General features: G+C 62.0%; 21 protein-coding genes and 1 tRNA gene. 9 read left to right on the forward strand and 13 right to left on the reverse strand.

Going from position 1 to position 21,561, the window contains the following annotated elements; genetic code table 11:
* Positions 1–35: 35 nt before the first annotated feature.
* On the reverse strand, positions 36–248 hold the full coding sequence (locus JJE66_RS13810; protein WP_200514793.1) for a hypothetical protein: 213 nt from the start codon (positions 246–248) through the stop codon (positions 36–38).
* A gap of 81 nt (positions 249–329) precedes the next feature.
* Positions 330–1,079 (reverse strand): SDR family oxidoreductase, encoded by a 750-nt coding sequence (locus tag JJE66_RS13815; RefSeq protein ID WP_200514794.1) that lies wholly within the window; start codon positions 1,077–1,079, stop codon positions 330–332.
* Positions 1,080–1,150: 71 nt separating this feature from the next.
* On the opposite strand from JJE66_RS13815, the gene JJE66_RS13820 reads away from it, so the two are divergent.
* Together JJE66_RS13820 and JJE66_RS13825 are read left to right on the forward strand one after the other, a co-directional pair.
* Entirely contained in the window at positions 1,151–2,104 is a 954-nt protein-coding gene (locus tag JJE66_RS13820) for an AraC family transcriptional regulator (RefSeq protein WP_200514795.1), read from the forward strand.
* The gene (locus JJE66_RS13825; protein ID WP_200515407.1) at positions 2,070–2,357 is read left to right on the forward strand and encodes a hypothetical protein; all 288 of its coding nucleotides are present in this window, start codon (positions 2,070–2,072) and stop codon (positions 2,355–2,357) included. Before JJE66_RS13820 ends, JJE66_RS13825 begins: the two co-directional genes overlap by 35 nt.
* A 124-nt stretch (positions 2,358–2,481) precedes the next feature.
* Here the strand turns inward: JJE66_RS13825 and JJE66_RS13830 are convergent, their stop codons facing one another.
* Complete coding sequence (locus tag JJE66_RS13830) at positions 2,482–3,300, reverse strand: hypothetical protein (RefSeq protein WP_200514796.1); 819 nt, start codon at positions 3,298–3,300, stop codon at positions 2,482–2,484.
* Positions 3,300–3,734, reverse strand: a complete 435-nt coding sequence (locus JJE66_RS13835; RefSeq protein ID WP_246756182.1) for an ABA4-like family protein — start codon at positions 3,732–3,734, stop codon at positions 3,300–3,302. Before JJE66_RS13835 ends, JJE66_RS13830 begins: the two co-directional genes overlap by 1 nt.
* 67 nt (positions 3,735–3,801) lie before the next feature.
* On the opposite strand from JJE66_RS13835, the gene JJE66_RS13840 reads away from it, so the two are divergent.
* Together JJE66_RS13840 and JJE66_RS13845 are read left to right on the forward strand one after the other, a co-directional pair.
* On the forward strand, positions 3,802–4,395 hold the full coding sequence (locus tag JJE66_RS13840; protein ID WP_200514797.1) for a TetR/AcrR family transcriptional regulator: 594 nt from the start codon (positions 3,802–3,804) through the stop codon (positions 4,393–4,395).
* Positions 4,396–4,526: 131 nt separating this feature from the next.
* Entirely contained in the window at positions 4,527–4,775 is a 249-nt protein-coding gene (locus JJE66_RS13845; RefSeq protein WP_200514798.1) for a hypothetical protein, read from the forward strand.
* A gap of 176 nt (positions 4,776–4,951) precedes the next feature.
* On the opposite strand, the gene JJE66_RS13850 is transcribed toward JJE66_RS13845, so the two are convergent.
* A complete protein-coding gene (locus tag JJE66_RS13850; protein WP_200514799.1) occupies positions 4,952–6,745 on the reverse strand; it encodes a caspase family protein in 1,794 nt (597 codons plus the stop codon).
* Between the two features lie 114 nt (positions 6,746–6,859).
* On the opposite strand from JJE66_RS13850, the gene JJE66_RS13855 reads away from it, so the two are divergent.
* A tRNA-Phe gene (locus JJE66_RS13855) sits at positions 6,860–6,929 on the forward strand.
* Between the two features lie 200 nt (positions 6,930–7,129).
* On the opposite strand, the gene JJE66_RS13860 is transcribed toward JJE66_RS13855, so the two are convergent.
* The 4 genes from JJE66_RS13860 to JJE66_RS13875 form a co-directional block, all read right to left on the reverse strand.
* A complete protein-coding gene (locus JJE66_RS13860) occupies positions 7,130–7,390 on the reverse strand; it encodes a hypothetical protein (RefSeq protein ID WP_200514800.1) in 261 nt (86 codons plus the stop codon).
* Positions 7,391–7,453: 63 nt separating this feature from the next.
* Entirely contained in the window at positions 7,454–9,265 is a 1,812-nt protein-coding gene (locus tag JJE66_RS13865) for a hypothetical protein (RefSeq protein WP_200514801.1), read from the reverse strand.
* 626 nt (positions 9,266–9,891) lie between these two features.
* Positions 9,892–11,268 carry a SagB family peptide dehydrogenase gene (locus tag JJE66_RS13870; protein ID WP_200515357.1) on the reverse strand — a complete coding sequence of 459 codons (1,377 nt, stop codon included), beginning with the start codon at positions 11,266–11,268 and terminating at the stop codon, positions 9,892–9,894.
* A 93-nt stretch (positions 11,269–11,361) separates the two neighbouring features.
* A complete protein-coding gene (locus tag JJE66_RS13875; RefSeq protein ID WP_200514802.1) occupies positions 11,362–13,602 on the reverse strand; it encodes a TOMM precursor leader peptide-binding protein in 2,241 nt (746 codons plus the stop codon).
* 921 nt (positions 13,603–14,523) lie between these two features.
* Here JJE66_RS13875 and JJE66_RS13880 point away from each other — a divergent pair.
* Positions 14,524–15,387: a VOC family protein gene (locus JJE66_RS13880; RefSeq protein ID WP_246756184.1), complete on the forward strand. Its 864-nt coding sequence runs from the start codon at positions 14,524–14,526 to the stop codon at positions 15,385–15,387.
* A gap of 39 nt (positions 15,388–15,426) precedes the next feature.
* On the opposite strand, the gene JJE66_RS13885 is transcribed toward JJE66_RS13880, so the two are convergent.
* The gene (locus JJE66_RS13885) at positions 15,427–16,446 is read right to left on the reverse strand and encodes a helix-turn-helix transcriptional regulator (protein WP_246756186.1); all 1,020 of its coding nucleotides are present in this window, start codon (positions 16,444–16,446) and stop codon (positions 15,427–15,429) included.
* Positions 16,447–17,065: 619 nt separating this feature from the next.
* Here JJE66_RS13885 and JJE66_RS13890 point away from each other — a divergent pair.
* From JJE66_RS13890 to JJE66_RS13900, 3 genes are read left to right on the forward strand one after another with little or no spacing between them, the layout of a single operon-like run.
* A complete protein-coding gene (locus tag JJE66_RS13890; protein ID WP_200514803.1) occupies positions 17,066–17,755 on the forward strand; it encodes an FABP family protein in 690 nt (229 codons plus the stop codon).
* 21 nt (positions 17,756–17,776) lie between these two features.
* Complete coding sequence (locus JJE66_RS13895) at positions 17,777–18,481, forward strand: RibD family protein (protein WP_200514804.1); 705 nt, start codon at positions 17,777–17,779, stop codon at positions 18,479–18,481.
* 8 nt (positions 18,482–18,489) lie between these two features.
* Positions 18,490–19,761 (forward strand): NAD(P)/FAD-dependent oxidoreductase, encoded by a 1,272-nt coding sequence (locus JJE66_RS13900; protein ID WP_200514805.1) that lies wholly within the window; start codon positions 18,490–18,492, stop codon positions 19,759–19,761.
* Positions 19,762–19,795: 34 nt separating this feature from the next.
* Here the strand turns inward: JJE66_RS13900 and JJE66_RS13905 are convergent, their stop codons facing one another.
* The 3 genes from JJE66_RS13905 to JJE66_RS13915 all read right to left on the reverse strand — a co-directional run bounded on the left by JJE66_RS13905 (position 19,796) and on the right by JJE66_RS13915 (position 21,550).
* Positions 19,796–20,113: a hypothetical protein gene (locus JJE66_RS13905; RefSeq protein ID WP_200514806.1), complete on the reverse strand. Its 318-nt coding sequence runs from the start codon at positions 20,111–20,113 to the stop codon at positions 19,796–19,798.
* A gap of 110 nt (positions 20,114–20,223) precedes the next feature.
* Positions 20,224–20,799 (reverse strand): cysteine hydrolase family protein, encoded by a 576-nt coding sequence (locus tag JJE66_RS13910; RefSeq protein ID WP_200514807.1) that lies wholly within the window; start codon positions 20,797–20,799, stop codon positions 20,224–20,226.
* A gap of 172 nt (positions 20,800–20,971) precedes the next feature.
* Positions 20,972–21,550 carry a hypothetical protein gene (locus JJE66_RS13915; RefSeq protein WP_200514808.1) on the reverse strand — a complete coding sequence of 193 codons (579 nt, stop codon included), beginning with the start codon at positions 21,548–21,550 and terminating at the stop codon, positions 20,972–20,974.
* Positions 21,551–21,561: the final 11 nt, after the last annotated feature.

Raw genomic sequence — 21,561 nt, forward strand, 5'->3', positions numbered from 1 at the left:
GCGTCAGCTTCCGACGACTTACAAATTGAAAGCGGTCAAGCGGGCGGAGCGGGGCGAAGGCGTCCTCCCTGTGGCCCGCGAGCTTGAATGTCGTCGTCGGACAAAGTCTTGCCGTCATGCACGACATTCGCGCCTGCCCGCCCCATTTCATGCAGAACATGCAGATCGCGATGATACCTCACCGCCGCCAGCAGTTCGAGCGAGTAGTCTTGACCATCGATGCTGCAATCATAGGCGGACTTGCTCATGACATGACCTCGCTGCATTGTCGTTTACCGACACGCTGATCTCGGGACGCGGCAGATCCTCCGCGAAGGCACCCGGGAGGCTCAGCCCGCCTCCGCGATCCAGGCTTCGGCATCGGCTCCGGCTGCTATGCGTAGGGGTGCAGACGGATCGTTGGCGACCCGCCAGATCGCTTCGGCGACGTCAGACGAACGCGTCATCGGACCCGAACTGTCGCGGATGCTCGCCACGATACGCTCGATCATTGGCGCATAGTCGGGATTGTCGCGGCCGCGCAGGTGCGGAAACGCATTTTCGCCGAAGCGCGTCTCGGGTGCGCGCCCCGGCAGGACCAGATGCACGCGCACACCAAAGGGCGCAACTTCCACCGCCAGCGATTCGGTGAAGGCGTTCACCGCCGCCTTGCTCGCCCGGTATAGGCCGACCAGAGGCAGCGCCTTGAGCGTGACCGACGAGGTGATGTTGATGATCACGCCTGCCCGGCGCTGGCGAAACGCCGGAAGCACCGCCCGAACCATCGCCAACGTGCCGAGCGTGTTGGTCCCGAATAAAGCGCGGGCCGTCTCGGGCGCAGTCAGTTCGATCGGCGACGGCACGCCGAAGCCGGCATTGTTGACCAGAACGTCGATCGGCCCGGCCTCGGCGATAGCTCGGGCGACGTGCGCGGCGTCGGTGATATCGAGCGCCAGGATGCGCAGACGATCGGAAGGCGGCAGAAGCTCGGCATGGGGCACACGCATCGTTGCCACGACGTCCCAGCCGCGATCGAGAAACAGCCGTGCGGTTTCCAGACCGAAGCCAGACGAGCAGCCGGTGATGAGGACAGTGGGCATGAGATACTCCAGAGGTATGGGAACCGAACTGGAGATAGAATAAGGGCGCGGGACTTGCTATCGCTGACAGTATGCAATTCTTTGGCGACAGTCCTGCAAGTGATCCCCTCGCCGAGGTCGTCACGCTGCTCCAGCCGGCCGCCCGTTTCTCCAAGCTGGTGGAGTGCGCCGGCTCGTGGAAGATCCACCGCAAATCAACCGGCGAGCCATTCTACTGCGCAGTGTTGGAGGGGCGCTGCCGCGTGATGGTGGACGGGCAGCCGTCCATGACGTTGCAGTCCGGCGATTTCGTGCTGGTCCCGGCCATGCACGACCTCATCAATGAAAGCCTGGACGCACCACTGGAAGGACTGACCGCAGCGCCGATCAAGATGAGTGAGGGCCGTTTTCGCGTCGGCCGCGAAGACGGACCCGCGGAGCTAGTGATGCGGATCGGACACTGCAGCTTTGGTTCGCCGGATGCGGAACTGCTCGTATCGCTGCTGCCGCAGGTGGTATTCGTGCGTGGAGAGCCCCGGCTCGCGACGCTGATGCAGTTGGTCAGCGAGGAGACCCGCGCGCGACGTCCGGCACGCGAACTCGTACTCGAGCGGCTGCTGGAGGTGCTGCTGATCGAGGCCTTGCGATGCGGCGGTGAGACCGCTTCTGCGCCGGGCCTGGCCCGAGGTCTTGCCGACGACCGCCTGGCGGCCGCGCTGCGCGCCCTCCATGCACGCCCCGAATACCTTTGGACGGTAGCAGAACTCGCTGCCGAAGCCGCCTTGTCGCGTTCGGCTTTCTTCGTCCGTTTCAGTCGCACCGTGGGCATGCCGCCGATGGCATATCTGCTGGCCTGGCGCATGGCGCTGGCCAGGCGCCTGCTTTGCGGACATGAGCTCGGCATAGATCAGATTGCCGAGCGCGTGGGCTACAGTTCCGCGAGCACCTTCAGCGTCGCATTCGCTCGCCACGCGGGTGTGCCGCCGGCGCGCTATGGTCGGATGCGCCCAAATGGACGCCATCCACCTGCCATGCCGGCGAAATAACCGCTACGAAAAGGTCGCCGCCAATTTCCTCACAGGCGTCGCTCATTTGAGCGAGACCCACCGGCTGGCCGCCGACCCGAACAATGGGTCGGTCGCATTCCTCGATTCGCAGTCCTTTGAGTTGGATGACCTGGTCCAGCGAACGTTGCAGCTTGAGAAGCGCGTCGGAAGCCCTGATGCGCACCATTCCCATTCCACGGCCACGAGCGCGACGCGCAGCGAGCCCTCGGGCGCGATGCGAAGACCGGCATAGGCGTTGGCTTGGTCGAGGCTTGTCTGATGCGCGCGAGCGATCGCGTCGGCGAGCTGCGCCAGATCCTGGTCGGTCCCGGCTTCGCCCGGGAGGGGCGCCCGTCACTGAGGATAACGCGCGTTCATCAAAACGGAAAAGGCCGTGCCTGGAGCGCCTGGACAAAGGTGGCTACGGTCAAGGCCGCATAGGCGGCCGAACCCAGAAGAATCGCGACCCATCGTGTAGGAAGATTCAGCCGAGTGACGACGAAAGCCAGGAGCGGGATTGCCTGCTCGGCGTGAATGCCGAAGAAGTGCGCCACCCGCAGATCGCCGCCCACGCGATTCCACCCGAACATAGGCAGATGCCCGGCGGCCGCGCCCACCGCGTGGCCGGTCTGCTGGCTCATATATATTCCAAACCCGCCGCCCAGCACGACGGTCAACAGCAGGCCGGCGATGACCGCAGCCCGATATTCCGGCCTGAGGTCGTCCGCCGGTCGCCGCCAGATATTCCAGGCGAGCGGCACGTTCGCACCGACGATCAGCAGAACAGCGGCCCCCATCAGCCCATACATCACCGCATAGAATGGCGTGTCGTCGTTAAAATGCGATCGCAGGCCATGCGCGGCCTGCCAGCTGATCCATGCGAGTTCGAAGATGTTGGCGGCGATCAGGACGCCCACCGTGCGACGCATCAGCGGCGTCTCGCGCTGATCGGGCCGCACATAGCCCATGAACCACGCGTAGGTCAGCACATGGACCGCGATCGAGAACAGGAACTTGGCCGGCTTGGCCCAGACGCTGACGCCATCGATGGTCCGAGGATCTATCGTCGAGGCGGCAAGGACGGGCACGAGGAGCAGCAGCAACGCCGCGCCAAAGCGGGTCAATGCCGGTTGGCGGCGTAGCCATTCGAAGGGAATTGCCGCGCGAGACGGGACAGAGGTGAGTGTCGTGGCCATCACGTCGATTCCCGCGCAGGTAAGAGCCGCAGCCCGAGGAAAAGGAGCAGCCCCGCCGGGCCGAACAGGAAGGTAAGGCCCAGGCACGGAATCAGCGCAAAACGATTGATCCCCCGCGTCAGGCCATCCTCGACGATCCAACTCCCAACGAAGAGATCGAAGGCGAGATAATGGAGCCAGCCTGCCACAAGCGCGGCGTCTACCGCGAACAGCGCGCGCACCTGCTCGATCGAACCGAATCCGCCGCCGACCGCCTTGCTCCAGCCCTGCCCGATCAACACCACATACGCGACACCGAATAGCGCCGGGATGAACAAACGCGTGGTGCGCCTCACGCCGTCCCGCGCGATCGGGACGAACAGAGATGTGAGCAATCCAAGCCACCCGAGCATGGCGATGGTGTTGCCGGTGCCGAACGCGAAACGAGGATCCAAGTGCCTTGCCCTTCGATCTACTCAGTGCATAGATTAGCTTATGAATACTAATCTACCCAGTGTCAAGATGTCGCGCGGCTATCATCACGGCCACCTCCGCGCGACCCTGTTGGAAGCCGCGGAAAGCCTTCTCGCAGAGAAAGGCGTCGAAGGTTTCAGCCTGCGTGAAACCGCGCGCCGCGCCGGTGTGTCATCCGGGGCCCCCAAACATCACTTCCGCGATGTTCGAGCGCTGCTGACGGCGATCGCAACACTGGCATTCGACGATCTCGCCGACCGGCTTGAGGCGGCGAGTTCGGATTGTTCGGCAGATCGCATCACGCGCATCCAGCGCCAGGGTGCTGCCTACGTTCGCTTCGCGCTCGAACAGCGCGCGCGTTTCGATCTCATGTGGCGCGTCGCGCTGCTGGACATGAACGACGCTGAACGCTGCCGAGCAGGCGACCGCGCCTTCGCTGCGATGGACCGCCTGGTCAGAGGCAAAGACGCCCCTGAGCTTGAACACGGCGATCCGCGCATGGCGCCCTCGATCGCCTGCTGGTCGATTGTGCATGGATTTGCCAGGTTGGCTATTGATGGCACCTTTGGCTTGGGGGCGAATGCCGCGGAACGCGCGGCGGACGCCCTGCTGTCCCCAGTCCTGCGGCACCTCTCCGTTTGACGGCATCGATCGGGGGCAGACGCAGAGCTGGTCCCGATGGGTTCTCGGGCGTACTGCACGGCCGCAAAGCTTGCTCAGTCATGACCAAAGCCAGGCCTCAGCGGAGAGGCCGTTTCAAGTTGAGGCAGGCGATGCAGGAAGTGTCCCGTTCTGGTGCCGCTGGCGAACTCCAGCTCGATGCGTTGATCGCCGATTTGTGGTGGCGCGTTCGGCTGCTCAACACCGATATTCTCGAGCAAGAGGCCCGCGCCGGGGTGTTCGACGTGCAGCAGCCGGCATATCCGCTGCTCGCGCTGAACCTTCGTGCGCGACGCGACAATTTGGTTTCGACCATCGGCGTGCTCGAGCGGCGTGCGAGATCGACGTCTGAAGCGGCTTGAGGGCGGTCTTCGCCTCAGACCGGGAACGCCAGCTTTCTGGCGCGCTGGCGCGACACGGTGGTGATGAGACCGTTGCGCAGCATCTTGCCCACCTGCTGCGACTGGGCATTCTGCCGACGGGAACGATCCTGCCGAGGGAGCACCGCGCCGTCCGCGATCGGGCGCGCAGGGATGATTTAATTGCAGACTTCTCTGTTACGACTAGCGGCCCCCATCGACCCCATCGCGGCGGTTGTGGCTGATTCCAAATGACAACCTTTTTGCACCGGGCGGCACCCGGCGGCGTTGCAAACAATTTGTCCCGATGCGTTCGACGTTGACGCTTGGGAAGCCGCTCTCGCGGGGGCTTGGCGGTCAGCGTTTACTCTTGGTTCTTCGCGCTTTGCAGTTGGCTTCTTTACGTTGATCTTTTCGCAGGTATTCTCGTCGCCGATCTGGTAACCTGCGCGGCAGGTGATCTTTGAGCAATGATCGCCATCTGCCCTAAAACCATGATCGCAGACGAGCGGGCAGACGCGGCCTGTCCGGGCTTTGATCGCCTCCAATGCATCGAAGCTCGCGAGTGTCGTGTCGAGCTTGGTTCCGGCGTACTTGTTGAACAGTGTCAGCGAGCGCTGTGGCTTGGCGCCCCACTCAACGCTCTCCGCATCAGCAAGACAGCCGACGCGGCGGAGTTCGGATTGGACCGACCTGACGAGCTCTTGCGGCGACTCCACCGGTTCGAATGAAGGTGCGGGAGATGGCAGGGCCGCAACCTTCTGGTCAGCTTCGGAGCTGACCTTCTTCTCTGCTGCCTGCTTGTCGGCCAGAGCCTTTGCAACAGCGGCCTCTATCTCCTTGCGCCGTTGCTCGGCGGCGGCGGCTTTGGTCTCCTCGATCTGCTTGGCCTTCTCGGCGGCGAGCTGCGCATTCTCAGCAGCCTTGGCGGCTGCGGCGGCTTTGTTCTGTTCGACCTTCCTTGCGCCGTCGGCGGCAAGCCGTGCCCTTTCTTCTTCGACCTGCCGAGCCTTGTCGACCGCCGCTGCGCGGGCTTCCTCTGCCGCGATCTTGTTGAGTTGCCCCTTGGCGAGGTCGGCATAGAAGCCGTCAGCGTATCGGCTCAAGAAGGCTGTCCATCCGTCGCGGGTGCCGAGTTGCAGGGCAAGCTCGTAATTGCGGCGAACTGCGTCGTCCGGGTTTGCCTGAGGGCCGGTTGCCGTCGGCTTGGCTGCGACAAGCGGCACGTCATCGCCGCCGAGCGAACCGTACACATACGGTTCCTGTTTGTAGCTGGTGTTCTTCAAGACGTCATCGCGGACAAAGCCGAACGCCTTGCGCAAATCGAGACCGGGTGTCGGCAGTCGCTCGACAAGCGCTGCGGCGAATGGGCTGTTCTTGGAATCGCCATCCGAAGCCGTAGACCCCGCCTTGGCAGCGAACGCTATCATTGTATTCGGGCTGGTCGGCTCGACCTTGGCAAGGCCGCGACCGATGGCACGGACGGCAACCGTTCTCTTGATGGATCTGGAGAAGGGGTTGTCGCGGCAGGCATCAAGGATGATCAGCCGAAGTTGCTTGGCGGGTTCGACCGCGAACAGCGCGCGATCAAGCGCTACAGTCTCATCCAGAACGTCGCTGTCGGTCTCCAGAGTCGCATCAGTCGGAATGAGGTAGTTCGTCCCATCGAGTTCAATGCCGTGACCAGCGTAGTAAATGACGGCCACCTCGGCATCTCGCGCCCGCCCGCCGAAGTCGCGCAGAGCCCTGCGCATCTCTGAAGCGTTCAGATCGGTCCTGACGTCGACCCAGTCGAATCCGGCCTTCTTGAACATACCACCGACCAGGGCGGCATCGTTCGCGGGGTTGGAGAGCTTGGGTGCACTTCTATAGGCTGAGTTGCCCATCACCAGCGCGATCCGGCGCTCGGCCTGCGCCGAGCTGCACATCAGCCAGATCGAAAAGAACAACGTAATCCAACGGAAAGCGCCCATTTCAGCCCCGACGTTATGCGCGCAGACTATGTGCAACCTGCCGAAAGGCAAGCATCGACTCTGTGACAATCGTCACATTCCGCGGGCACCGGTCCTTCCGCTCAGCACGATCAGGTAGCTCAGTTGGTAGAGTATGCGATCGAAAATCGCGGTGTCGGTGGTTCGAGTCTGCCCCTAGGCACCATTTTCTCCCCCCTGCATCAGGTTTAATCAGCTAGCTAGCTCGCGCCGTTTGACGCGAGACCGCAGGTAGCCGCCGAGTGCGGCGAGGACTGGGCTTAGCGGCAAGTAGAGGAGGTGCAGCCACAAGCGGAATTACGGTGCACTAAATGCGCACGTTCGAACCGATAGCGAATTAAGTCCAGTGGTGTCACTGTAATCCCCTTACGAGGGATATCCCGCCGCCTTCCACGCAGTAAAATCGATCAAAAATCGCTCTTGTGTCATGTCGTCCCAAACCCCTTCGGGGCAACCTGGTGCGGGCATATCGCCGGATTTAACTTTCGTATGGATCATATCCCACTCGGTTTGAACCGCCTTCGCGTCCCAGAGATCAAATCTATTGCCGTACATCATCATATGCGCGCGGTAGCAGGGGGTAAAATAGGGCTTGATGGTGTTTGTGAAGGTGATCGGGTTACTCATAAAACATTCTCCTCGGTCGAACTCTACCTTCGTAAGTCAGTAATATGTTCTATCAACGGACTTCTATTGCAGCGACCTGTTGCGGAACATTACAGCGGCTCCGCCGTTTGTCGGTTCGGACGGAGTTTCGGGCTTCGAGACCCGACCACGAGCCACGATCACGCTGAAATCCCCCCCCTGGATTTGTCCTTGGCCGCCGTGGCAGCCCATGCAGCCTCCCATGTTATATCCGGACCCCTGATAGAACATATTCGGTTGAATTGCGGCACCAACCCCTCCGGGGAAGGGAAACTGGCTAGCATAGTCGCTGTTCGATCCACTTCCGCCTTGATTTACCAGACCTCCGCTAAAGAGTTGTAGGGTGCGGTTGGTTTCGACGACTATGTTGGCTAGATAGTAGCTGCTCGGATTGTTTTGATTTGTCGAATCGTTCTCTCCCGCTTGGGTCCCATAGACGCCAGCGTGCGTCTTGTTGATGGGCCGGTACTGCACATTAACGAGCTTGTAATACTGCCAAACAGAATTACGGACTCCATGTTGTGAGCTGTAGCTCTGGATCATTGCATGCGCTCGTTTGTTTGCATCGACTATGATCGGAGGAATGTCATTGTCGCGCTTGTTGACACAAATGTAGCCCAAAGTCGGCACGCCCTTAAGGCTCTCAGTATTGAGGTAAAAAAGCCGATTGTGCGGTCTCGCTCCTATGTTGGGTGTACAATACGATGCCGTTGGCGGCACAAGCACAACTTGTGGAGGTACGTGATCTGCAGTTGGTGCCACCGTGGTCGTGTCATTGAGCGATACCGAAGGTGTAGTCGGACAGGGTTTCTGCTGGTCAGCCCGGCAAGGTTGCGACGACTGGGGAGATCCGTCGAGATCCTCCGCAGGTCGACCGTTCTCGTCCAAGATATTGTCGGCTTGTTCGAATGTGGCGTAAATGAAGTAAGGAGCAAGCGGAGTTTTTTGGATTATATGCAATGCAACGAGTCCGAAAATTGCCTGTCGGTAGCAGCGAATGCCTGCGCTTAGTTCGTAATACCGGACCACTGTTGTATGAAATCTGCCGCTAGCAATTTCATGGGGACCAAGCACTCGCCATCCAGCTTTTACTTCAATCGAATTTGATGGCAGCAGCAGATAACTATCTCCGTTAGGAGGGTCCTGTTTATTCATCCTTACATACTTGGCGGCCTCCGCGACAATATCGCTATCAGCCCATAGATTGTGTTTGGCGATATACTCATATTCAGTGCGATTGGCCTTCGCCAGAAATCGGATCAACTGGGGGGCACTGTTGTTGGGAGAAGGTTTTTCGACAACTGCTCCAGCATACATTGAATCTAGAGTTATCTGATCGGTCTCATCGAGATTCACCCATGCTGTCTGTGAAGGACGCGTTTCTCCCGAACAGGCTGCCACGGGAGGGTTGTAATTGTATTGCGGAAGCGCGTCGTACCCAAATGAAGCTGCGGTTGTGCTGTATCCTGGGGGATCGCCAGCTCCGGGAAATACCTCGACCTTGCTGCGATACGTTTGCCATACTAACGGGCCGGCACAGTTAGTAGACTGGTCTCCCAAGACGCAGGCTGATGACGGTGTATCCCGTTGATTTGGCATTCCGCTCTGAGGCACGGCCGGCCAGCTCAAAGCAAAGAACTCTTCCCAGGCAAACTCGGCCGCTTGCTTTAGCGTCGCTCGGGCGGGACCGCCTTCAGTCTCGTTGAGTTCAAACGGGGGAGTAGAAGTGATCGCAAATGGAGGGGCTGACTGTGCAAATACATCTCCGTGCCCAGCAAGATTTCCGAGGGTCAAACCGAGTGTGGTCAACAATAAGAGAAGTCTGCTATCGGCGGCTAAAAACGAAAACCATTTCATGATCTCCCCCTGCCTTCCGGAATATTTTTCACCGAATATTCGAAACGATAATTAATACTGCAAAACGAAGAGCAACTCGCCCAACCGCAAGCATGCTCATTAAACAGCACGCAGCTACGAGACATAACTTGTAGTTGTGCATCGCATAATAAGTATCGCCGCGGTCACCTGTCAACGTACATTTCAACACGGAGATGACCTCGTACTGCCATGGGATATCGTGGCGGTTCGTTGAAAAGACCGGTTGATCCGCAGATCGCTGTTCCGATCTCAGAAAACCCGAGCGTCGTCGCGATAAAAATCGTGGTGTAGCGCCGAAACCGGCTTGTTTCTTAAAATTCCAACTGACCCGATGAAAAGATATTTTTATGCAATCCGAGGTAGCAATTCGCCTTTTGCGATTCTACCGCTTACGTTGTGCGTGGCAGCTATCCAGCTCGTACCGTGATGGTAGCGTCGGCTTTCTTCAGGGGCATGGTGTGGGCGATTGGACACGATTTGAAGAGCAGGGAGATTTTGGTCGCACGAGCAAAAGAGCTGGCCCCGGAAATCTGCACAATGCGATAAGCGGAGTTTCTGCCGGATGGACGCGCGTTCGAACCGATAGCGAATTAAGTGCACTCACTCTAGCCCGCTCCCTCCGCCTTCCTCCCCCGCCCCAGCGCAAATTGCCCGACCGCGCCCTCGACGTGAAACTCCAGCCCCGTCATTTTCGCAAACTGCTCGATATTGCCGGTGCCGATCGCGCAGCCGCCGAGGCCCATATCCGTCGCCGCCAGATAGAACGTCTGGATCAGGCAGCCGACATCCTTCAGGATCAGCGAGTATGCGATCGAGCTGTATTTCCAGGAGATCCGGCCGAAGCGCGCGGCGATCGTGATCAGGATTTGCGGCGGGCCGGATGTGCCCATGGCGAACTCGGCGGCCGTCGACAGCGCCTGGAGCTGCTGGGCGGAGGCCTCGATCGCGACCAGTGCGTGGCCGCCGGCATCGTAGTGATAAAGTCCGCGTGCGAGCCCCTCGCAGTTCGAGACCGCGAGGTACAATTCCAGCTCATACGCGCTGCCAGCGGCCGGATACGGCCTCCAACTGTAGCTGACCTCCGGACCGCCGTCGAAATCTGCCTCGCTTGTCCATTCCGACAGCACGCGGGCGGTGGTGTCGAGAAACTGCGCGAGTTCGGCGAGCGTGATCGGATGCTGGTGGTCGAAATCCCGTGTTGAATGGCGCTCGCGCAATAAATTCGCGAAGGGAGATTTCAGCTCCGTCGCGGCGAGCTTGCCGAGGGCGATGGCCTTGCCGGGCCAGCGCGGGCGCACCGCGGGCAGCGGCGGAACGCCCCGCGCATGGAGGTACGCGCCGCCAACCGGATTGACGTGCCGGCCCTCCGTGCTGCGCGTGTGAAACACGAGATCGTGGAAATCCCAGAGAACGAGATTGCGATCGCCTTCGTTCACCCGACCGCCGTCGGCGTCGTTCAAACCGAGCTTGAGCAGCATAGCGGCATCGAGCAACAAGCCGAGCAGGTCGAGATTCGGGGAAGCGATTTGCTTGCGAAGACTGCTGATCTTGTGAGGCTGCGACAGGGTAGCCAGCATCGCCGCAATGGCGGGATGGCAAATCCGGAACAGCGCGCCGGCGCGCGGCGATTCCAGCACCATCTCGTTGCCGCGCCGGCGCAGATAAGCAAAGCGCGACAACACGATCGTATCGCTGCTCGATAGCTTGGCGGGTTGCGGCCAGTAGTCGGCGATCTGTGGTTCGATCACCACCAGATCTTGCGCGTCGCGGGGAGAGAACAGGCGATAGTCGAGAAGCCCGTGCCGCGCCAGTCGCTGCACCAGAGCGTGAAGCTGCTTCGCGGGCACGCTCTTGCCGGCAAGGGAAGCGAGCGGCAGGCCGGTCGCGAGATGCCCGGCCCGCGCGATCGCCGCCGCGCTGAATTGTCCGAGACTGACCGAATCATCGCTGGAGACCGCGGCAATGCTGCCGTCGGCCTGCATGTGCAGGGAGAAACGGCCGTTCAATCGCGCGGCGATGATGGGTGCACTTGTCCTCGTCGGCTTTCTTGGGGGCGCGCGCAACGAGGCCAGCCTTCAGGTGTGTGGCAGGAACGGGGTCAGTTCGCTTTCCAGCCGCGGGCGATCCAATAGCCCAAGCTTCACCGGGACATCGTAGAGCCGGCCAGGCCCGAAGCGGCGATAGAAATGTCGCAAGCCCGGAACGAGCACGCGGACGACGGGGACCTCGACGTCGGGCCGCGTCTGGTCGAGCACGAGGAAATCATATCCTGCGCGGGTGGCAATCTCGACGCAGGCATTGACCTGGTCGCGCGTGTTGTCGTGAACGCGCAGACCCGGCGCCGGCGGGAGAAGCGGATTGTCGTCGGGAATCAGGAACGGATAATCCTCCAGCCGCAGCGGCGTGATGCCGTCAAGCGACGGCTTCTCGCCGCTTCCGCCGCCCATCATGCCAATCGACATGAACTGGGTCAGCTCGGTGAGGGACCGCAGCAAGGCGATGCGGCGATCGAAATGCGAGCCGGATCCGAACTCGATATTTTCGTGTCCGTCCTGCATCCAGTGCATGATCGCAACATAGGAGGGAATGCCGAGATCGGTCGTGATGTCGAGCACCCAGAGCCGGCGCCCCGCATCGGCGAATTGGCTTTGAAGATCCCGCACATAGGAATCCTCGAATTGCGCGAGGTCGAGTTCGGCACGGCGCACGCGGTTGTACCACCAGATCGCGTAGGCATCGCGTTCGACCAGTTCGAGAAAGCCCTGAACGATGGCCTCCTCGCGGGTGTTGCCGGCGGCGCATCCGTTGGAATCGGTGTGGAAGCCGCCATAGAAGAAATACAGCAAGCCGGTCGGAAGATATTTGAAGCGCTTGTCGCGCAACGACCAGACCGGCGACCACTCGGTGCTGGTCGCGGGATCGAACGGCTCGGGGACGGGATGTGAATCGTCATGAAGCGGGACGTGCCGGTTCTGAAACTGCATGTCGCTGAAGAACTGGACGTCATTGGGAAGCAGCGCGTCACCGGGCGGGAAATCGGCAAAGCGGCGCTTCGCCCTGATCTCGTCACCCTGGAAGATTCCCGAGTAGCGCTCGATCGCCTCCATCAACGCGCTGGCCTCACCCTGCTCGGCCGTGGAGCCCTTGCCGAAACTGCCGCCACTGAGGCCGGACCTGAGCTGGTCGACGTTCCAGGCCGGCGCGGAGAAATTGTGGTGGGCGAAGAAATTGGTGTTCATCGGCAGATCGACCTCGATCCGCTCGAGCCGTGACACCACGCCGGTCAGCGGACTGACGTGCTTGCGATAGTGCGCCACGGTCGCCCGCGACGTCACGGTGCGGTAGCCGCCGCTGGTCATGACGAGCTTTTTGCCCTCGGCAATCTCGATCGGCACTGCTGCCCGTCGCGGATTCCTCAGCTTTTTGCTGCCGCAGGCCGAACATTGCGGACGTTTCGCGACGTAGTGCTTGGCGATGACGGCCCCGGTCAGGTCGAAGCTTGCGATGTGATCGTTGAGATCGGTGCGAAACCCTGAAGCGATTGCCTTGGCGATTTCGACGGCCGCGAAGTGGATCGCGGTCTGCCCGACGGTGTCGCTGACCAGTGGCGATATGGCGACCGCCTGCGCCGTGCCGCGGTCGAGAAATCCCTTGATCTCGCGATTGCGGATCATGCGATCGTGCAGGCAGGTCCAGCACGCGCTCTCGCCCGGCTTGAACACAGGGCCGACCAGCGGAAACACGCCGGACGGCTGGACCAGCAGCCAAGGTGTCCCGTCGGCGACGCGTTCCCGGTTCAATTCGGCAAGCCGTGGCTCGAGGTAATCGTTCACGAGCGTGATGGTCAGCTTGGGCGACCGCTTGGCGATGTGAACCCCGAGCTTGCCCAACGCCGCGCTCAGTTCGCTCGCGCCTTTGACGTCGATCGATTCCACCCGCACAGGCCAATTGCGCAGGTTCTCCGCGGCGATCTCCGGCGGCAGGCCGAGGCTGGCCCAATATCCGTCAACGGCGCCCGTGTGCGATGCTCCGCTGACGACATAGCGGCGCTCCAATAGCCGCCTGATCGCTTCCTCGATCTCGGGGATGGGAAAGCGCTTCGAAAGCTGGCGAACGATGTCCGGCGCGGCCTTGCCGTTTTTTCCGATCGCGCCCGCCACGGCGCAATAGAGATCGCCGTGCAGGAAGAACTTGCGGTTCTCGGAATAGAGACAGACCGCATTGGGAGGAAGCAGATAGGCGGTGAGGTTCGGCGCGAACCGCAAAATGCCCTTGTGGGGCTGCTTCGCAGTGCGGCTCTTTCGCTTGACTGTCATCGGGGCGGCACGCTGATCCTGTTCCCGTCATGTCCGGTCGTCGGGGCACGACAAACGCCTGGGCGGCCCGGCTTGTGCCGAGCACCACCGGATGTCCTCGCATGAGTTGGAACATACTCGCTTGCGATCGGCAAGCCGAGGCCAGACGAGGTGAATGTCGGAACGACAATAGAAATTGGCCGGGTCGTTTGCGAGCCCGGCCAATGAAATTGCGATCTGTCGATGTCTCGTCAGGGCGCGCCGACGCCTAGCACCAGCGGCAGCGGCCCCATGATGCGCAGCAGCCCGTGCATGCCACCGGCAATGGCACGCCGATCCAGCCAACGCCACAGCCACCACAGCCGACGCCGCAGCGGCAGGCTCTGCAGCCCGCGCAACCTCTGCAGCCACCGCACCCTCTGGCGGCGCAGCCGCGGCAACCGCCGCAGCCGCGACAACCACCGCAGCCTCGCGCGAGCAAAACTCCGCTGAAGCTCTTTTCATCGCTAGCGAGATGGAAGGTGGCGAGGTTGACGTCGGCGAGTTCTTCCTCGCTGAGCGCAGTGAATTGGCCGGGCGTGTAGTTCAGTCTCTGTTGAGGTTCGTCTGCCGGCACCGCGGACGCCATCGCGCTTCCCGCCAGCGAAAAAGTCAGTCCGGCGAATCCGAGCGCAGGTACCGCAGCTTTGGTCATCCGCTTCTTTTTCGAAGCTTGCTTCGTGCGCTGCATGGCCGCATCCTCCGTGTTGGAAGAACGATCTTCTCCAATGATCCTACGCTGCGCAGTCAAAGTGAGCAAGATTCACGTGAACACGAAATGGAGTGGCGCTCGTTCAGATCGTGTTCATCTTCATGAACGATATCGCGGCAAATTCTTGTCAATGCTGTCGAGCAGCATGATGCAGTGCGCAATCGTCTGCCCGCGCGAACGGGGAAGCTAGTTTGGTCGATCAACCCGGACGCTTCGTTTGGTACGAGCTTCTGACGACGGATATGCCGTCGGCCGCTGCCTTTTACGCCGATGTCGTCGGCTGGGCCGTGAAAGATGTGTCGAGCCCGGAGCTGGCCTACACGCTGCTGATTGCAGGCAACGCTCCGGTCGTCGGTCTCATGAATCTTCCCGAAGAGGGCGTTCGCATGGGGGCAATGCCGAGATGGCTCGGCTACGTCGGCGTCGATGACATGGATGCGACGGTCGCTCGGATCGGCCGGCTTGGCGGCGCCATCCTGGTCTCGCCGACCGACAGCAACATCGGCCGCATTGCGGTGGTCGCCGATCCGCAAGGCGCCATTTTTGCGCTGGTCACCGGCCTGACATATGGCCGGTCGCAACCGGGCGGATCGGACCAGCCCGGGCGCGTCGGCTGGCACGAATTGCTGGCGGAAGACCGGCGCAGGGTCTTTCCGTTTTACGGCGAGCTTCTGGGCTGGCAACAGCCTGGAACCGATCCGGCAAGCGTGTACGAATTGTTTTCCGTCGCCGGGCAGACGATCGGCGGCATGCTCACCAAGCTTCCGAGCGTGTCGCAGGCGTGCTGGCTGCATTATTTCAATGTCGACGACGTCGGCGCGGCGGCCAGTCGCGTCAACGCCGGTGGAGGGCGGGTTCTCCAGGGACCGATCGAGCTGCCCGACGATTGCTGGATCGTGCGATGCGTCGATCCCCAAGGCGCCCTGTTTACGCTGCAGGGGGCGTGGGATCAGACGGGCATCGCGCGATCCTCTGCTGCGGAAGTCAGCTGGTCCGCCAAATGGGGCGGCATTGCTTCACAGGGCAGGATGGTGATCCACAAGACGAAACGGTGAGCCGCGATATGTCGCGCATCGTCACCCAATGATCCGCCCTCACACCGGAAACGTCAGCGACTTCGCAAGTCGGACCAGGTCGACCTGGCGGCGGCAACCCGTCTTCTCGAACACATGGAGCAGATGGCTCTTCACGGTGGCGACGGACACGCCGAGCAGGCCCGAGATCGCATCGCGTGTATGTCCTTCGCAGATGAGCTCGAAGATCCGAATCTCGGCTGGCGTCAAATCGTAGAGCTGGTTGAGAGCAACGTGAGACATCTGCGGTGGCCCGGAGGCTGACGCCACGAACAGAGCGGCGGCAGCGCGCTGGATCAGCCCGGCGCGCATGTGGCCGCGTCGCAGCGGTAGAACGTGGATGACGAGTGGATCACTGCTCGGGCGAAGGATCGGGATGCCGATGCCTTTTTGGCCGAGCGCCGCCTCGTCCTGCGCGGCCTGTGCAATGGCCGATTGCAACGTGGTGGTCGTCGCCGCGGACTGAACCGCGATGCGGCCGTGTCGCATCAGAACCGGATCGCCGTCTGCCAGCATCGCGGTGGCTGCGGCATTGGCGTGAACGATCTTCGAATCCTCGTCCACCAGGACGACACCGACCGTCAATGTCTCCACGGTCGCGGAAAACGTCGCGGCTTCCACCGTCGCCATGTCGAACAGATTACTGATCGTCACGGCGCGGCGAATGTGCGGCGCGAGCAAGCGCAATCCACGAAGCTGCGCATCGTCGATGGGTCCGGCGGACTCATGCTGGCTGAAGATCGCATTTCCAACCATCGTCCTGTCGCGCACGAGGCCGACGGCAACGGCGTCGAACAGGCCCTTGGGCAGGGCCCATTCGCGATAATATCGATTGCCGGAAATGATCTCTCGTCTGACGGCCTGGGATTGAACGATGGGTTCCCCGAGCGGATAGTGCTGGATACGCTCGGCGCCGCCCCAGAGCTCGATGATGTCGGGCCCATAGCCGATCGCGTTCTGTGTCATCTGGATCAGGTCGGAACCGGAGACCGCATTGACGACGGCCTTCATGTTGGTGAGGCTGGCAACCGCCGGTGGCAAATCCGAACTCCGCGCATATCCCGTCAAGAACTTCGGTCCAGCGTTCAGGTGCGATCACACAATCATAGATATCGCCGATGAGGTCTGAGAACCTTTCGACCGAAGCCTGCTGCATTCCGAATCACTCACTTGAAAAATCGTCACTTGAAAGTCACTTGGGAACCGCAGCACCCGCCGCCGGCGGGTATCACGGTCCATGAGGCAAGTCTCACTGGTAGGTCTTAGCACCGTGAGTCCGCGACGCAATGGGAATGCCGAACACGAGCACTCGGGTGGCTGCGATGATTTTACGCGGATGAGATCTCGCGCCCGTGCTGGCACACGATCTGCGCGCGGTCTGACTAAAACTGTTGCAGATGCGCCGCCGCGTATGCAACCGGTGTCGAGTTGCAGGATTTTTCAATGCAACTTCGATTGGCATTGACGCGCGATGTCGGCGTTCACCAGCAACATGATGGCGCCGCGCTCGGCGCCGTCATCGGCATCCGCATTCGAAGGCAGGCGCGCCCGATAGGGCAAACCCTGGCGCCAAATTTGAGCGACGCGCCACAATGCGATGGTCTAAGATGGTCTCGCGGCCCGCCATGGCCGTGCCCCGCAAATCCTTCGAGACTCTCCCATGCTCCCCATTCCCGTCGACATCTTCACCGAACCCGAGGACGTCTCGCCCGACAGCCTCGCCAATCTCGGGCCGCTCCGTCGGCTCGCCGGCACCTGGCAGGCGGACAAGGGCATCGATATCAATCCGAAGGCCGAGGGGCCGGAGCGGCGGACCTTCATCGAGCACATCCGCATGGACTCGATCGATCCGCAGGCCAACGGGCCGCAGCTATTTTATGGTCTGCGCTATCACATCCACATCAACACGCCCGAGGAGGACATCACTTTCCACGACCAGGTCGGTTACTGGCTGTGGGAGCCCGCGACCGGGCTGATCATGCAGACGCTGGCGATCCCGCGCGGGCAGGTGTTGCTGGCCTCAGGCCAGGCCAAGCCGGATGACAAGACAATCTCAGTCACGGCCAAGCGCGGCGACACGGCGTACGGGATCTGCTCGACCGACTTCCTGGAACAGGCTTTCCGCACCGACGTTTACCACTGCGACATCACCTTCAACGACGATGGCAGCTGGAGCTATCTGATCCAGACCGAGTTGTTCGTCCGCGGCGCGCCGTTCAACCGTCACGACAGCAATACGCTGAAGCTGGTCGCGCCGCCCAAGCTCAATCCGCTGGCGGTGATCGTGAACGATCGCGCCAAGAACGAACGCACCAAGAACGATCCTGAGACGAGCGCTGGGCCGGCGTGAGACGAAGTCCGGAGAGTATTCATGAAGCCCTACGTGATCTGCCTGATGCACTCCAGCCTCGACGGCCGCACGCATCCGAGCCGCTGGCGCCCGAAGAGTGCCGGCACCGACTGGTTCGAGACGATCCATGACGAGCTCGACGGCGATGCCTGGGTGATCGGCCGCGTCACCGGCTCCGAATTCGCCAAGGGCAAGCCCTATCCCGAGACCACGGGGGAGGCATTGCCGCGCAAAAACTGGTTCGCGCGACAGGATGCCAAAACTTACGGAGTCGTGCTCGACGCGCACGGCAAGATCGGCTGGGGTCGATCGGATATCGGCGGCGATCCGATCGTCGTGGTGCTGACCGAGAGCGTGCCTGATTCCCATCTGGCTGGCCTGCGCGGCGAGGGCGTGTCCTACATCTTTGCCGGAAAGTCCGAGATCGACCTCGCATTGACGGTCGATATCCTCAATCGCGAGCTCGGCGTGAAGCGCCTGCTGGTGGAGGGGGGCGGCGTCGCCAATGGCGCGTTTCTCCGCGCCGGCCTGATCGACGAATTCAACCTGATCCTCAGCCCCGCGATTGACGGCGCCAAGGGCGCACCCTTCGTGTTCGATTCGACCGAAGCCGACGGCGACAAGCGTGCGCCGCTCACCGCGATGACGCTGGAGAGCACGCGACAGCTCGGCGGTGGCGTCCTGCTGCTGCGTTATCTGATCCAGAACGACGCCGAGCACCCATAGCCGCCTGCATGTCGGACAAGTCAGAGCATATCGTCATTGTCGGCGCAGGCGCGTCCGGCCTGATGGCGGCCCGCGAGCTCGCCCGCGCCGGCAAACGTGTCACGATCCTGGAGGCGCGTGACCGCTGCGGCGGGCGCATCCATCCGCTGCCGGCATCGGAGTTCGGCTATCCCGCCGATGGCGGCGCCGAGTTCGTTCACGGCGAGGCGCCGGTCACGCGCGACCTGCTGCGCGAATCCGGCCTGTCGCTGCAGGCCATCGCGGGCACGCAATGGAGCTTTGACGGCATAGGATTCTCGCGCGAGCATCGCGACGATCCGCATCAGGCCGAGCTGCATGCCGCTCTGAGGGAGCTGAAGGAGGACCTCACCGTCGCCGAGTTCCTGCGCCGGCACTTTACCGGCGATGAGTATGCGCGGATGCGGCATTCGATCGAACGGATGGTCGAAGGCTACGACGCCGCCGAACCTGAACACGCTTCGACGCTGGCCTTGCGAGAGGAGTGGATGGACGGCGGCTTCCATACGCAGGGGCGTATCGTCGGCGGCTACGGTGCGTTGATTGCATTTCTGGCGGCCGAATGCCGCAAGCATGGCGTCGCGATTCATCTCGATTGCGTGGTATCGGCGATCGAGGAGGAGGGCGGCGCGGTCGCTGTCCGGAGTAGCAGCGGCGAGGTGGTCTCATGCAGCCATGTGATCCTCACTGTACCGTTACCGTTGTTGGACGAGATCGCGCTGCCGCAAGCTGCGCGGCAGAAGGCCGCGCTCGCCGCCGACATCGGCTTCGGCAATGTCATCAAAATCCTGCTGCGCTTCGGCCGGCCGTGGTGGCGCGACAGGACGGCGGATCTCGCCGACTTCACCTTCCTGCTGTCGGACGAGACGATCCCGGTGTGGTGGACGCAGCGTCCGTCTGAGAATGCCGTACTGACCGGCTGGTCCGGCGGGCCGCGCACCGCAGCGCTGACGGGACTCAATCGACAGGCGCTGATCGACGCCGGCATCGGTTCACTCGCCACGATCTTCGGCCTGTCACGCGATGAACTCGCGCGCGACCTCGTGGCGGCAGAAGCTGCCAACTGGGCGCACGATCCGTTCGCCCGTGGCGCCTATTCCTGGGCGACGCCGCGGACACGGACGGCGCAGGAGGGTCTCGCGCGCCCCGATGGCCCGGTGCTGTTCTCCGGCGAAGCGCTCTATCGCGGCCGCGACATGGGCACGGTCGAAGCCGCGCTTGCGAGCGGTCTCGAGACGGCGGGGATGATTTTGCGAGGATGAGAAAGAAGGCCCGCATCGCTGCGGGCCTGTGGCCTCACCAGCGATTGCCGCCGAAGCCGAACGTCACGCCGGGACCTCCGCCGCCATAGTAGCCGTAGGGACCATCGCCGTAATAGCGCTGGTGTCGCGGGTAATAGCCGTAGCTGCGATAATGCGGACGGTGGTAGCGGCCATAGTGAGGGCGCCCGTGGTGATGACGATAGCCGTGATGCCGGTGCCTTTGCTGCGCGCTGATGTCGGTCGGCTGGCCAATTTGCGCGTTCGGCTTGGTCTTTCCGCCGCCGGCCGCGTTGGCCGTGGTCGCGGTGAGCGCAGCAGCACCGACGGCCATCGCGACAAAGAGATACTTCATGTCATCACTCCAGTTGAGATGTCGAGTGACAACAGATGGGCGTCCCTCGCGTTCCGGCGAGAGCGGGCGTCGAAACGACGCAGGCGATCAACGCGCAATCGGGCTGAGATTTATTGTCGCGCCGCTGCGAACGAGGTGATCACCTCGTTCGTGGTCACGATGCGGGCGAATTCGCCGTTTAGGTTCGACAGTGTCATCGCGTGGATGGACTCGGCGGAATGCGTGTCGCCGTCGGGGCCGACACGGTCGAAGGTCCAGGTCGCGTCGCGCACCAGCCGCGCGTCGAAGCCGAGATTGCCGGCCATCCGCGTCGTCGTCTCCACGCAATGATTGGTGGTGGCGCCGCAGATTACGAGCGTGGCGATGTCGCTTGCGCGCAAGCGCGTCTCAAGGTCGGTGCCGATGAAGGCGCTGTTGACGCGCTTCACGATCACGGGCTCGGCGGCGTGCTCGCGCGCCTCCTCCTTGACGGCGTAGCCGGTGCGCTCGGGGCGGAACGTCGAGTTCGGCTTGGTGCCTTCGTGGCGGACGTGGAAGATCGGCGCGCCGCTCGTCCTGAATGCTGCGAGCAGATCAACGATGCGCGCCACCGCATCCGGATTGTTGCGCCGCTTGCCGGCCGCCTCCCATTCGTCGAATGCGCGCTGGACGTCGACGACGATGAGGGCGGGGAGGGGATGGGGCATCGACGGTGGCTTTCAGGCTTGTTGTCGAGACGAGTATGCGAGGCGCATGCGGCGGCAGGCAATGCCGATTTTCCCTCGTTTCGGGACGGGTCCTACGGATGTGGATCGCGCGTCATGTGTCGCTCCGAAGCACGGCTGCGATCATACACGCTGACGACGGCGGAGGACGGCGTTACTTGAACGGATCCTGGATCGACGGCGACGACTGCCGGATCCGGCGCACGCTCACCGGCGTGCCGTCGGAGACGAACAGCAGCTCGTAGGTCCGGCCCTCGCTATCAGTTGCGGAGCAGGTGACGTCGTTCACCTTCTTGGCGGCGAAATTGCCGGTCTGGCGGCAGATGCCGGTCGAGGTCTGCTCGGCCGGCACCGGCAGGCCATCGACCTTGGGTCGGTCCTTGGAGTTGAGCAGCATACGGTCGATCGGCAGCTCGTAGGAATTGTCGTCGGCCCGCTTGCCGTTTTCGCCGGAGAACGACACGACATGGTTCTCGTCGCCGGGATCGTCGACGGCAACCGCGAAATTGACCCGGCCCTTGTCGCCATGGGCGTAGGCCACCGTCTTGCAGGCGAAGGTGCGCCCCGCGACCTTCAACGTCTTGCAGTGACCGGACATCAGCGCCAGCAGGTCGATGAAGGAATGCAGCCGGGCTGGCGGATTGTTGACAGGGATCGCGCTGGAAGACTCGGCAAAACAAGGGCTTGCGAGAGAGACGAGGATTGCAGCCAGGACCGGTCGGCGGAGGCGCATCGTCAGGCTCA

The organism is Bradyrhizobium diazoefficiens (genome assembly GCF_016612535.1).
Classification (GTDB): domain Bacteria; phylum Pseudomonadota; class Alphaproteobacteria; order Rhizobiales; family Xanthobacteraceae; genus Bradyrhizobium; species Bradyrhizobium diazoefficiens_C.

Coding starts and splice junctions, on each gene's coding strand:
- JJE66_RS13915 (WP_200514808.1), bottom strand. CDS start 21,550: ATGCGCCTCCGCCGACCGGTCCTGGCTGCAATCCTCGTCTCTCTCGCA.
- JJE66_RS13870 (WP_200515357.1), bottom strand. CDS start 11,268: ATGCAGGCCGACGGCAGCATTGCCGCGGTCTCCAGCGATGATTCGGTC.
- JJE66_RS13850 (WP_200514799.1), bottom strand. CDS start 6,745: ATGGGCGCTTTCCGTTGGATTACGTTGTTCTTTTCGATCTGGCTGATG.
- JJE66_RS13810 (WP_200514793.1), bottom strand. CDS start 248: ATGAGCAAGTCCGCCTATGATTGCAGCATCGATGGTCAAGACTACTCG.
- JJE66_RS13890 (WP_200514803.1), top strand. CDS start 17,066: ATGCTCCCCATTCCCGTCGACATCTTCACCGAACCCGAGGACGTCTCG.
- JJE66_RS13895 (WP_200514804.1), top strand. CDS start 17,777: ATGAAGCCCTACGTGATCTGCCTGATGCACTCCAGCCTCGACGGCCGC.
- JJE66_RS13860 (WP_200514800.1), bottom strand. CDS start 7,390: ATGAGTAACCCGATCACCTTCACAAACACCATCAAGCCCTATTTTACC.
- JJE66_RS13875 (WP_200514802.1), bottom strand. CDS start 13,602: ATGACAGTCAAGCGAAAGAGCCGCACTGCGAAGCAGCCCCACAAGGGC.
- JJE66_RS13840 (WP_200514797.1), top strand. CDS start 3,802: ATGTCGCGCGGCTATCATCACGGCCACCTCCGCGCGACCCTGTTGGAA.
- JJE66_RS13845 (WP_200514798.1), top strand. CDS start 4,527: ATGCAGGAAGTGTCCCGTTCTGGTGCCGCTGGCGAACTCCAGCTCGAT.
- JJE66_RS13910 (WP_200514807.1), bottom strand. CDS start 20,799: ATGCCCCATCCCCTCCCCGCCCTCATCGTCGTCGACGTCCAGCGCGCA.
- JJE66_RS13820 (WP_200514795.1), top strand. CDS start 1,151: ATGCAATTCTTTGGCGACAGTCCTGCAAGTGATCCCCTCGCCGAGGTC.
- JJE66_RS13900 (WP_200514805.1), top strand. CDS start 18,490: ATGTCGGACAAGTCAGAGCATATCGTCATTGTCGGCGCAGGCGCGTCC.
- JJE66_RS13825 (WP_200515407.1), top strand. CDS start 2,070: ATGGACGCCATCCACCTGCCATGCCGGCGAAATAACCGCTACGAAAAG.
- JJE66_RS13865 (WP_200514801.1), bottom strand. CDS start 9,265: ATGAAATGGTTTTCGTTTTTAGCCGCCGATAGCAGACTTCTCTTATTG.
- JJE66_RS13905 (WP_200514806.1), bottom strand. CDS start 20,113: ATGAAGTATCTCTTTGTCGCGATGGCCGTCGGTGCTGCTGCGCTCACC.
- JJE66_RS13830 (WP_200514796.1), bottom strand. CDS start 3,300: ATGGCCACGACACTCACCTCTGTCCCGTCTCGCGCGGCAATTCCCTTC.
- JJE66_RS13815 (WP_200514794.1), bottom strand. CDS start 1,079: ATGCCCACTGTCCTCATCACCGGCTGCTCGTCTGGCTTCGGTCTGGAA.